The 13124-nt window shown below is 34.2% G+C and carries 11 protein-coding genes; all 11 read right to left on the reverse strand.

The window, feature by feature from the left end:
- Window positions 1-105: 105 nt before the first annotated feature.
- Window positions 106-258, reverse strand: a complete 153-nt coding sequence (locus tag KDC22_RS26690) for a hypothetical protein (RefSeq protein WP_211720934.1) — start codon at window positions 256-258, stop codon at window positions 106-108.
- 328 nt (window positions 259-586) lie between these two features.
- Window positions 587-1948 (reverse strand): helix-turn-helix domain-containing protein, encoded by a 1362-nt coding sequence (locus tag KDC22_RS26695; protein ID WP_211720935.1) that lies wholly within the window; start codon window positions 1946-1948, stop codon window positions 587-589.
- A gap of 204 nt (window positions 1949-2152) precedes the next feature.
- Window positions 2153-2800, reverse strand: coding sequence for a YdcF family protein (locus KDC22_RS26700; protein WP_211720936.1), 648 nt, complete (start codon window positions 2798-2800; stop codon window positions 2153-2155).
- A 3-nt stretch (window positions 2801-2803) separates the two neighbouring features.
- Window positions 2804-3799 (reverse strand): dTDP-glucose 4,6-dehydratase, encoded by a 996-nt coding sequence (gene rfbB, locus KDC22_RS26705; protein WP_211720937.1) that lies wholly within the window; start codon window positions 3797-3799, stop codon window positions 2804-2806.
- Between the two features lie 347 nt (window positions 3800-4146).
- Entirely contained in the window at window positions 4147-5379 is a 1233-nt protein-coding gene (locus KDC22_RS26710) for a nucleotide sugar dehydrogenase (RefSeq protein ID WP_211720938.1), read from the reverse strand.
- Window positions 5380-5416: 37 nt separating this feature from the next.
- Complete coding sequence (locus tag KDC22_RS26715; protein ID WP_211720939.1) at window positions 5417-7465, reverse strand: heparinase II/III family protein; 2049 nt, start codon at window positions 7463-7465, stop codon at window positions 5417-5419.
- The gene (locus KDC22_RS26720; RefSeq protein ID WP_211720940.1) at window positions 7462-8733 is read right to left on the reverse strand and encodes an oligosaccharide flippase family protein; all 1272 of its coding nucleotides are present in this window, start codon (window positions 8731-8733) and stop codon (window positions 7462-7464) included. Before KDC22_RS26720 ends, KDC22_RS26715 begins: the two co-directional genes overlap by 4 nt.
- Before the next feature lie 36 nt (window positions 8734-8769).
- Window positions 8770-10107, reverse strand: a complete 1338-nt coding sequence (locus KDC22_RS26725; protein ID WP_211720941.1) for an O-antigen polymerase — start codon at window positions 10105-10107, stop codon at window positions 8770-8772.
- A gap of 3 nt (window positions 10108-10110) precedes the next feature.
- A complete protein-coding gene (locus tag KDC22_RS26730) occupies window positions 10111-11217 on the reverse strand; it encodes a glycosyltransferase family protein (RefSeq protein ID WP_211720942.1) in 1107 nt (368 codons plus the stop codon).
- A gap of 25 nt (window positions 11218-11242) precedes the next feature.
- The gene (locus KDC22_RS26735; protein ID WP_211720943.1) at window positions 11243-12346 is read right to left on the reverse strand and encodes a glycosyltransferase family 1 protein; all 1104 of its coding nucleotides are present in this window, start codon (window positions 12344-12346) and stop codon (window positions 11243-11245) included.
- Between the two features lie 20 nt (window positions 12347-12366).
- The gene (locus tag KDC22_RS26740) at window positions 12367-13122 is read right to left on the reverse strand and encodes a glycosyltransferase family 2 protein (RefSeq protein ID WP_211720944.1); all 756 of its coding nucleotides are present in this window, start codon (window positions 13120-13122) and stop codon (window positions 12367-12369) included.
- Window positions 13123-13124: the final 2 nt, after the last annotated feature.

Below are 13124 nucleotides of genomic sequence, written 5' to 3' on the forward strand. Positions count from 1 at the left end.
AGCAACCGCTAGACTCGCAGAATCCATTATACATCAATTGGTACAAAGGTAATAGTTCCTAAGACATAAACATTTTCCCATAAAAAAAGAGACCCACAGGTCTCTTCAACTCTCCGTATTCTCCGATTCCGAGCTTCTTACCAGCTGCCGCCGCTGCTTCCCCTTCTTCATCCACAGCCGGTCCCTGTCATCCCGGTAGAACCTGATCCCGATCCAGCGCAACGGGGTCCACATTTCCCTAAAATAATAATTAGGCATAGTACATATCTCCCAGACTATAAGTAGTTTTGCTCCTAATTATAGACCGGGATACCCAGTTTGTTTGTCGTATTGTGGAGGGGAAGGGTAGATAGCAATACTTTTTTTGTAAAATACTCTTACCTGCGGAACCAGCGTTTGATCTGCTCCAGCGAGTTCTTCGCTTCAAATCAAAAAAACGTTCCCGATATACCGGGAACGTCGTTTGCTCTGTATACTTGCTTGAAATCATATCATTACTGCCCGGTAAGCATCAACCACCACCATAGCCGTGCCCCATAGTTTGAATAAAAGTTGAGTGCTGATGTTTGCTACGGAGTCAATTGAATTATAGGTATGCTCCAATTCGAACTTTGTATTGTTGGTTCTCTTCTTCATCTGCTTGATTCCGATGCTGCCCAAACAGATCGACACATTTGATTACATTGCTCTCGTTATTGATTCTAGCAGATGATTCCAAGCTTTGCAGGATGAATCTAATTCCTTCTTTGCGCTTGTTATTTAAATAATAGGCTGCTAATTCAGCGAGGAATTGGGTGTATTGGTTGGTTATAATTTGTTTGTTATGAAGAATGCCATACTCTGCAAGATTTGTCCGGTAAGGAATATATGAAGCAAACCGCTCCAGAATGTAATCAACCTTCCAGTCATAGCGGTTAGCAGATAAGATAATATTGTATAATGCTGTAAATATCTCATCTGGCCGGTGGGAGATAAATTCAACATATTCAGAGAGAGCCTCGTATTGTCCTGCCATCACCCGATAAAGCAGTCTGTTTGCGAGTCCCCACTCATGGAATTGAGACACAGTACGCTTCACTTCTTCATCGTCTTCCTTTATCCAGTTTCCGTCCATATATAGGGATACCCAATCTAATGCCGATGAATAGTCTCCTAGTTGCTCACACACATTTGAACGGATAAGCTGTGCGTACAGGATATAGAAGTACAAGGGTTTCTCAGGTTTTCTCTCGTTACTCTCTCTACGGTTTGACTTCCGCTGGAGATTATAACGAATAGTTGCTAATTGCTGCATCTTCTTCGCGAGTTCATCCACCTTATGCCACCGATTCAATGAACCATAGACATGACCCAAGTGCTTCAATCCATCCAATTGATCCGCTTCATCCAGACGGTCCAGGTAACCTTCGAAGAGATACGCAGCCTGTAAATTCCGCGCCTGGTCATCACCAATGGCGATTCGAAACAGACGGTATTGGCACACCGCGAGTCTCTCGGAATTCTGATACTTCTCACTGACACTCACATTCTTATACAACAATTCAGCAGCTTGCCACAGCCCCTCTTGAAACAGGCCTTCAGCCACTTCGAACAGCATGGGGGCGTAGACCAGATTCTCTAGGAGATTCTGAACCACCTGTTCAACGCAATCCAGACGGCCCAGCTCAGCTGAACGTACAAGAAAAGGCCGCAGACGCCGCCAGGTGGGTGACGAGAAATAGAAACATTCATCCACGTATAAGCTGTAGAAATGATCCTCCGGCAGATCCATCGCGTTGGTGATTCGCTCCAGATGGTTCATAGCAATGGGCTGGTGACCACTAAGTATCCGGCTGAGCGTTCCTGAATTAATTCCGGATTGTCCCGAGAATTGATTAATAGGCATTCCCTTCTGCGACAAATACAACGCTAATAGATCGCGAATCATAGTTCTAGTAGTAGGGACCACGCAAACACCACCTAAACTGGAATCCAAATATAATTTGTTTTATAGATGTAATAATATGTCACATTATTCCAATAGTCAATAACGTAGAATGCCGCAGATTAGTATAATCCGTGAACTGCAGGCAACACGTTTGCCATAATGGCAAAAAAATAGAGACCCTAGTAGTCTCATAAGGTCTCTGTCATTTCTATTCCCAGTTTCCTTTTACCGGCGGAACCAGCGCTTAATCTGTTCAAGAGCACTTTTCGCTTCCGGCCCATTATAGCCTAAGGCATTCCCGATCATCTTCGTATATTCGTTAAAAATCGTCTCCCGGCTATACCGGTCACTCCACCAAGTCTTCGCGTTATAGCCTGAATCAGCACCAATATACGTCAATTCTATCCCCGAATTCTTATAGACATGATCGAAGATAAACTTCACCCGCCGCATATGAAAATCCGAAGAGACCACAATCGCCGACTTGAAGCCCTGCTGCTGCATGATCGGGAGCGTGAACTGCGCATTCTGGTAGGTACTCTGGGCAGCGTCCTCCGCCAGAATGGCATCCTCCGGGATGCCTAGGGACAGGGCCGTTTCGCGCATGTCACCGGCGGGGCCGGCCCCCTCCTTCGCGTTAGACAGCAGGAGCTGCGGCGCATAGCCCTGTTCAAACAGCTGAACCCCTTGCTCCACCCGTCCGCCCCCACCGCTGAGTACGATAATGGCGTCTGCTGGTCTGGGGGACTGGGATAGCGGGAGGAAACGTCCGGCACACAGGAACAACACGACCATTAACAGAACAGGCAAGTACAGAAAGAGGAATCTCTTTTTGCGCTTGCCCATTTTTACCTTGGTTAATTTACGGGTCATAAGCTACTTCCGGTACTCGCCGCTAAGAATTTGTTCCCACCACTCGGCATTGTCTGTATACCACTTAATCGTCTGGGCGATTCCTGTGTCAAAGGTATACGTCGGCTTCCAACCCAGCTTCTCCAGCTTAGTAGGATCAATAGCATACCGTTTATCATGTCCCAGCCGGTCGGTAACGAATTCAATCAAGTCCTCAGACTTACCCAAGGTATGAATAATAGTCTTCACGACTTCAAGATTGGTACGTTCATTATGACCGCCCACATTATAGACCTCACCATTAACCCCTTCATGCAAAACAAGGTCAATAGCTGCACAATGATCCCAGACATGCAGCCAATCCCGGATATTCCTGCCATCCCCATAGACAGGAACCTTCTGTTCGTTCAGAACCCTAGAGATGGTAAGCGGAATTAGCTTCTCAGGGAAGTGATACGGGCCATAATTATTAGAGCAGCGGGTGATATTCATCGGCAGGCCGAAGGTTTCATGATAAGCGCGAACCAACAGATCAGACGATGCTTTGCTGGCACTATAAGGACTATTGGGTTGGAGCGGCGTCTCTTCCGTGAAGAATACCGCAGGGTCCCAGTCCAGCTCACCATACACTTCATCCGTAGAGACATGAACGAATTTGGTTACTCCAATGGTCCGTGAAGCCTCCAGCAGTACCTGGGTTCCCATTACATTCGTCCGGACAAATACTGACGGATCAGTAATCGAGCGGTCCACATGACTCTCCGCTGCGAAATGCACCACATAATCAAAGCGTTCTTGTTCAAAAAGAGCCAGAATAGCTCCACGGTCAGCAATATCTGCCTGGATGAAGCGATAATTATCCCGCCCTGCAATCTCCTTGTGCTTAGTTAAATCACCCGCATAGGTCAACAGATCCAGGTTATAGACATAGTAATCGGAATACTTATCCATAATGTATTGCACAAAGTTCCCGCCAATGAAACCGGCACCACCGGTGATCAGCAATTTCTTCCTACTCATGAGCTACACCTCAGAATGATTCCATTGTAATAAAGGCTGAAAAGCGAAATTAGCGTTTAGGCATAAAAACGTAGAAATTACATAAATGAAGATATTTCGCTGTAAGTCCCACGTAAATACATTGAAAACGATGCAGAACTGTGAAGAGCAATCTTGAACTACTATCACTTCCACTGGACGAAAGCAGCAGTCAAAGGACGTCATAATCTGCGTTTAATCATATCATACGGTACTATTTCACACGCAATCGTCGATGTAACAAAAGCTGGTATTTTATTCAAATGTAATAGCAAAGTTTCTTATGATGAAAATACGAACCGCTAGTTTTTAAGTGATATAACATTTTATTACAATTTATAAACACCTTCAAAATGACAAACATTTTTGGTGTCCAGTATAAGCTTATCTTTTAAATCATGCATGTTATCCTTTATATGAGAGTGTGATACCATAATAACCAGAATATCTATTTCACTCAAAAATTTCCCGAAATCAATTTCTTGATTTTCTACAACTACTTTCTTTATCATAGGATCAAATACCTTTATGCCAAAAGCTAAGTGTTCATCCATTTTTTCTAGTAATTGAAGTGTAGGGCTTTCTCTTATATCATCAACATCTTCTTTATATGTTAGGCCATACAATCCAACTCTAGAGATATCTCTAATGCAATTATTCTTCATAATATCTCTTATTCTTTTTAATACATGCTGTGGCATAGAGTCATTAATTTTTCTTGCAGCTAAAATCAAATTAGTTAAGTCCGGGTAATCCCCCACTAAAAACCACGGATCTACTGAAATACAATGTCCTCCAACACCCGGACCAGGTTGTAAAATATTCACTCTCGGATGCATATTGGCAATCCTTATAATTTCATATACATCCATATCATCAGAGCCACAGATCTTTGTTAGTTCGTTCGCAAATGCAATGTTAATATCTCTAAATGTATTTTCTATCACCTTAGTCATTTCAGCAGTTCTTATATCTGTTAATACAATTTCACCTTTACAAAACACTTTATACAATTCTTTAACAATCATTCCAATTTCATTATTATCCGAACCAATAGTACGAGAGTTATTCTCTAATTCATATATCATATTCCCAGGAATAATTCTCTCTGGAGCGTGGACCAATTGAACATCCTCTCCAATAACAAGCCCATTTTTTTCTATGAGTGGACAAATAAATTTATTAATTGTACCTGGTGATACCGTTGATTCAATTACAATTATCGCACCTTTCGGACAAATTTCCATAATGCTTTTGAGGGCTGATAATACATATCTTGCATCAATCTTCTTACTTGTTTTATCATATGGAGTCGGAACAGCTACTATGTATATATCTGCAGGATGATAACTTGTAGAGAACTTAATTCCCTGTGAAACAGCTTTTTCGAATAGTTCTGTAAGTCCTTCCTCCTCAAATGTTACTTTCCCAAGCATAAGTTGAGCTATCAATTTTTCATCATAGTCAGTTCCGATTACCTCAACACAATTAGCAGCAAACATAAGTGCTGTTGGAAGTCCTATATAGCCCATACCTATAACATTTACTTTTACCCCTAACATTTGTACCTCTCCTTTTTTCTTCCGTTAAAATAATAACTTAGACTGATGTTATTCTAAGCCCATGTCGAACATTTTGAGTTAATAAACGCCCGTATCCAGACGAAACATAATCAAAGTCTTTACAAGTATAATCAAAAAAATGACTACTTTTATCTGTAATTACTATCATGTTTTTGTCCAGTTCAATTTTTCGGTAATGAAAAATATCATTAAAACATACCATTAACTCTATTGAATTATTTGATAATTGTAAGACTTCACCCTTAATATTAGTTCTCACATTAAAACAATCTACAAAATCATTAGTCTCAATACCATGATTAGGTATATTATGAGCTCTTACACTCCTAAACTGATTCCTTTTATTGATTAAGGGGGTATAAATATAGCTCCCTTGATCGCAGAAATAGCTCTTATTCTCAAAGTCCATTTCAAAATGTAAAAAATCATTATGAATATGTGCTGTGTGCATATCTTCTAAATCGGTCGGTGTACGTACAAATAATTTAAAATTATCCATTTCAAAAACAGCAATCCCAAAATGCGGAGAAAAATTCAATACCGAATTATTAAGAATAATATCTTCATACGGTAGAAAGATAGTTGTCGTTTTTTTATGTTTAAATTTACTTTGCAAACCTGTTACATCCACATTATGGTTATAATTATAACTTGAAAAATCATATACAGTTTGACAATCAGTAGAATTTTGATTAACAAGTGCATTCATAATGCTAAAATCGATGGGAGATTTCTTAGCATAATTATTCAAATCATTAAGATTAGTGATTGCAAAAATTGCTGCTGGAAGTGAATAATTATTCAATTCATTTTCAACAAACGGATCATTAACAATTCCATCCCTTTTTCTTCTTTCCCGCGAAATATTCTGTAACTCAATCTGCTGCTTTAAGTCTAATTTTAGTAATCTTCCACTATCATTATCTCCTATTTGAATCATGTCACCATTATCCCTTGTGACTAAAATCGCAAATTTAGCAATAGAGTTCATTTTTTTTAGTATTTCATTATCTAGTTCAATGTGATTTCTTAATAACAGAGCTATAGAATAAGATGAAATTTCACCGCTTAGTCGGTGATAGGCAGTAGAACATTCAAAATTGGAACCATCATCTAGAAATTGTTTTTGAAACTCTACTAAAAATTCTCTGGAAGCAAATTCCAACCACTTTTGAGTCTCTCTACTTCTAAAGTAAGTAGAAACAAATAATAATCCACACAAATTTGATAAATAATGATTCCCATTTACTTTCGTATTACTAATATTAATTTCTAAATTCCTTTTGATAAATTTACCATGTTTTAAAATATGTGTTTGAAGATATTTATTAAAATCTACATCCAATATTCCATATTCATCAATCTGCAAGAAGATATCATATGATATTAATATATTGACGATACGAATCGAGACATCCATGGTACATATCCAATTCACACCTTTTCCCAATGGGTTACTTTCACAAAAATCATAAATTTGATTTTTGAATTCTCTGATAATAGCTATTCGTTTCTCTTTCATTAATATTGCGATTATTGCTAACTGAGGAAGATGATACATTCTTGATAATTCCCAAGGCATTTTTAAATCTACACCCTGAGGGAGATTTTTTATAGATGTTGAAGTTTCTTCAGCATCAAATAAATAGCCTGATTTTAAATCTCTTTGCCAATCAATCAGAGAATAATTCTTATCAACGATCTCTCTTACTATTTTTTCGTATGGTCTTTTATTGTGAGTTTCATAAAGAATATTCTCTATTCCAGATACTTTTGCATTATAATTAGCCGATACCCACCCACTACCTAATATATTAAACTTATGTGAAATATATAGGTCACTAAATATGTCTAATTTTTTAGTATCTAAACTATCAATATTTATTTTTTTATAATCAATTAAACTTTCGAATTTGGGTATTTTATTTTTTATATAGTGCATGTTTTCATATTTATATAAAAAATAATTCATGTTCAACTTAACTAATGCCTTTTTTATTATAATTTTTTTAATTTCACTGTTAGAAGAGAAAAATTTATTCATTATTTTTTTAGTTGTTTTCATCTTGCAGGCACTCCTTTATCAAACAAGATAAAAAAAGTAACAGATACATTAATAAAGGTATGAGCAGTTATAGTACCAATAGCTGCACCATTTATCCCCCATATAGGTATTAAAATCCAAGTTAAAAGTATATCGATACCAAGCGCCAGGACTGCTAGAGCACAAAGTGTTTTATATTTTTTAGCAGCCATCATAATACTTGTATTTGAAGCAAACATATAACTAATACCTACTCCAATAGCCAAAATTTTAAAAGTACTAATAGATTTATCATATTGACTTCCGTTTAGTATAGGCATAAAGATATCACTAGCAAATATGATCATTAATGAAAAAGGAACCACAAAAATCCATGTCTTTTTCAACCAAGATAATGTAAAATCTCTTCTCTGTACAAAATTATCTATATATTCTTTTTTTGAGGTCCGTACTCTCAACACTGCTTTAATTGATGGCAATAATGTCAAAAGCAGTGAATAGTATTTAAATGCAATTCCGTAAATAGCAACATCATTAACACTCATTAAATGAGAGATCATTACAACATCAATTTGATTGATTATATTTAAAATAATTAAATAAATTATAATGCCAATACTGTCATGAAGCATGGATTTTAAATTATCAAGATCCATTAGAATCTGTTTAAATGTAACTCCCTTATAAATCGAGTAGATACCGAAAAAAAATGCAAGAATACCACAAACAACATAAATAATAAATACCAATTGACTATCAGCTTTACCAATAAAAAATAATAATATTAACAAAAACAATAAAAGAAAAACATTTCTCAAATTATTTGTAATACCTGATTTAACATACATCTCTCTAGATTGGAAATAGCCCTGATTCATATTAATTAAAGACAATATAAAACCATAAAAGCTTGCAAAAATAACGACAGTTGAGGACGTGTTATAAATCCCTGATAATATAGGAAAAAGTAGTATACTAAAAAAAGATAAAAATACTATTAAAATTGAAGAAACCATATGTAATCCAGTACTTGACTTTCCAGTCCTTGAATACTGTTCAGTTGAGTATCGAATAAATGAAAGAGAAATTCCTTCACCAAAAACACCACATATAAAACTAGAAAGTGCTGTAAATTGGACTAATTGCGCATATTCCGAAGAAGGCATCATTCGAATCAATAAAATTGTAATTATTATCATAAAAGCTTTAGATAAAATATCAAAAGCAAATACATTAAAAAAATCTTTAGGCATTTTATTGGTAATTTTTTTGATTAATATAGTACTCATGATTTCTCCTCACTACTAAACATTTAACTATAGTTCTCACAATTGAAATCTACTATTATTATTAACTAGAGACAACAGAATAAGAGCTAAAATGAAACCATAAACACTAACCACAACGAAAATAGTAGCACCAGTAATTGCGTAAATTAGAAATATTAAAATAGAAATATACGTCTTAACTTCTAATCCTGTAGTAACCTTATTTAGTAAAGAAAGCAAAAACCCATATGCTAACGGTATTATCAAAACTCCAAGGACACCATATGAATAAGCACTACCAAACATGCCCGTATTTGCACTTATTGCTGAATTATTAAAGTACACACTTCCAATTATATAAGGTACTCCCATGGTATATGGATAATCATTTACAAAACCAATCTTTTGAAAAACACTCACAAAAGGAACCACTGAAGGCATTTCTTTGAAGTATTCAAAATAACCATTACTTAGAATAGCAGGTAAATAGTACATTCTCTCTAAAAGCGTACTTACTAAAAAAGTAGTTTTATTAAACAAAGATTCAATAAAAATAAGGATGTTTAGTATAGTTAATAAGAGAGGTACTAATTCAATTATAAATTTTTTATAGAACAAATATGCTATTATAGAAGCCGGCAAAATAAATAATGCTGCCTTCTGGTTGTCAATGCTGTATAAAAGTAACTGAATGTAAATTAGTGCAATAAGAAACAACCAGTTCTTCTTTTGCCAAAAATATATTCCCGCGAAAGGTATAATAATATACATTGCATTGTTTCTGAAATAATCTACTAATGAACCTAAATTTTGACTCTTAGCAAAACTTCTTAATTCATATATTTTTGTTGAATCTAAAGTTAAATTTAACTTTAATCCATTAACTAAATAAGAAATAATAAATACGCCTAAACAAAAAAAGTAAACAATAATTAACCAGACAAAATACTTGGATTTATCATTTAATTTTAAATTGTTCTTAAACAATCTAGTACTTTCATTTCCACAAAAAAAGTAGACTGATATAAGAAAAACCATCCAGAAAGCTGTGAAATTATATAAAAATTCATATTCAAGATTTGCTAGACCAAACAAAGAAATTGTTGGCACAAAACTAATAGCAAATAATCCTAATGTCAAAATTTCTGAAGCTTTATTAGTTGTTTTTAATATACCCTTATTTACAAAAATAGTCGCAATCAAAAAAATTATCCAAGATACTCCATACTTAAATTCATTTATTTCTAAGTTGAAAATTCCTCTTGATAGTAATACACTTTTTTCGTGATATTCATTTAGAACTGTCACATACAGAAAATCTAATGAAAGTCTATATAAAAACATATTTAGAGTAAAGTATTTTACTAGCTTCCCTTCTCTTTTTAACTTTTTCATTACCTAATCCTCATTTCCCTCTACCAATTCAATAAATTGTTGACATACATTTTTTATATCATAATTTTCAAGGGGGATTTTCAAAGCAGTTGAGTAATCTCCTTTAAAAAAAGAAATTAGATTATCTATTGATATCTCACCCTGTTTTATAGATAAAATAGGTCTCTTGGTAAGTGCATAATCAATAAGTTTAGATGGAACCTGATTCGAAGTGCTGTTCTCCAAGTTTATTAAAAAATCCATACCACTTAGTTTCGTAATACATTCCTCTCTTGAAATTAAACTATTAATTTCAAGTTTATCTCCAAGAATATTTTTGTAAGGTAACAAGACATCTGTATAAACTGCTCCGTGAGTCATAGTATACATTACAAAAACAAAATCAATATCTATTTTTGATAATGCATCTAACAACTTTTCTGGATTACGTATTTCTTTATAGAATATCCCGGCATACGCAAATGTAATTCTTTTGTTCTTTTTATATTCCTCTAATTTGACATTTTCAAAGTTAAAACCTTGTGGAATAACCTTTATTTTATTTTTATCAGTATAATTTTCAAAATAATATAAAGCCGTTTCAGTTGGAATTGTTATATAATTCACTGAAGAACATGCAAATTTCTGTAAGACTTTAAAATAAAAAGCTACCTTAGTATCATCACTTTTAAAGAAAGGATCGCTCCAATCAGAAATACTTATGCATTTAGTGTTCTTTATTTTTTTCACTTTAAGTGCTGTTATAAAATTTATATAAAAGGGTAGTCCTATTGATATTATCGAATCATATTTTTCAACATTTATACTTTTATACACAAAATAACCAGATGTAATAAAAAACCTATCGCCAAGAAAATAATTAAAAATATCTTTTAACTTTGATAGCATGGGATTATTTGAGAGCTTAGCTGAACTACTATTACTAACATCTTCTTTATCAAATTCATTTTGCTTATAATCCTCGTGATGAATAAATTGCTTATAGTCTCCTACAACAAGATCAACTAAAAATCCTCTATCTCTAAATTCATCCACTAATTCTTTTGCCCGAAAAGCTCTTGGAACATTCCTAGGATAATACCAATGAGTAACAATTAATATTTTCTTCATGTTCTCCCCCTAAAAACAAATAACATTAAATAATATTTAAATAACAATCAACCAATTTTTTCGACTCTACATAAATATCAAATCCAGCATCTGCAATCTTTTTACGATCAATATATCTATTTTCAATTGTATTGCTTATTGCAGTATCAGCCCATTTTTCAGCACTTAATTCCAGACTCAAAAAGTCAATATTCTCTGTGATCTGAGCATCTTTTGGAACAGCATCAGATGTAATACATCTTAACCCGGACATTTGCGCTTCGATTAATACAATTCCTAAACCTTCAAACAAAGATGGCAAAATAAACACATCAATTCCCTGTAAAATCTCATTAATATTATGAATTTGTCCTAAGAAAATAACAGTATTTTGAGGTAGTTTTCTTCGCACTTTTTCTTTAATTTTCTCCTCAAGCGGTCCTATCCCCACCAGTAAAAGTATAGCATTATTATTTTTCTTATGAATTTCGTAAAAAATATCTATTAAAAAATCATGATTTTTCTGATTATTAAAACGACCAACATGTCCTACCACAAACTTATTATTTAATTCCATCTTTTCTCGAATACATTTACGTTTTTCTACATCATAACTAAATTTCTGGAAATCGATTGCATTGTTAATAATTTGTACTTTTCCATTCATAGATTTTTTTTTCCCGTAATAGAATTCTCCTGCATCTTTGGAACAGGCGAAAAACTCATCAACATTACTTTTTAAAGGAAGGCATAAAACTCTATTTCGAAGTGCATTGATCCATTTGTCGGAATATTTGGTTGTATGACAATGAGAGATAATATGTGTAAAACCATATTTACGAGCTACTGGACATACTATCATATTTAAGTAAACCTCATGCAAATGCATTATCCTGTAACATCCATTATTCTGCTTAAAAAATAATAGTAAGCTTTGTAAGGATGCTCGTGAGAATCCCGGCTTTTGAACTTTATAAACTCCCCCCCCAAGACTTCGTATCTCTTCAGCATAACTATTATCTTCATCTACCCAAAACAAGAAATCAAATTGTATTTCTTCTCTATTTATATTCCGATAGTAGCTCATTAAAAAACTCATAACACCGCTGTTAATACCAATAGTTGAAACAACATGAAGAATTCTCTCCATTTTCAGGCCCTCTACTCCTTTTATTTGATTTTTTTATATTTACGAATACCTCTAACAATGTACCAACACATGTAGTAACTAGAATAAATTACATTCAAACCTATATAGCGATAGGTTCTATAAGCCATAATCAACGATTTCAACTTATTCCCTGACTTTGAGGTGCTTGTAATTCTGTAAATTAATAAAGGCTCATTAACTCCATAAGCGAAAGGAATTGTTTTTAAGATTCGTAACCATGCACCATAATCCTCATGTGTATTATCATTATCCATACTAAACATCTCCATATACCTCTTCTTAATAAGTACGGAAGAACATGAGATGACATTTTGTTTAAGTAACTGTTTGTAGTTCACTGTATTTGGCACTTCAAAAATCGATTTATATGGATTACTTAATTCATCGATAAAAGAAGAACCTGTAAAAACAAATTCTGCATTATTAATAGCTATACAAGCTAATTGTTTTTCTAGTTTGTTTTTTTCCCAACAATCATCACTATCAATAAAAGCAATCCATTCTCCATTTGCTAAAGAAACTCCTCTACTTCTTGTGGCAGCAACACCTATATTTCTTTTATTAAAGACCGTCTTAATCCGACTGTCACTTTTACACATTTTTTTCATTATTCCCACTGTTTTGTCATTAGAACAATCATCAATGATAATTAGTTCAAAATGACAGTAGGTTTGTGCTATTACAGAATTGATAGCTTGAGTTATATATTTCTCACAATTATATGCTGGCATAATTATACTTACTAAAAGCTGCACTT

The sequence above is a fragment of the Paenibacillus tritici genome (genome assembly GCF_018207515.1).
Lineage (GTDB): Bacteria > Bacillota > Bacilli > Paenibacillales > Paenibacillaceae > Paenibacillus_AQ > Paenibacillus_AQ tritici.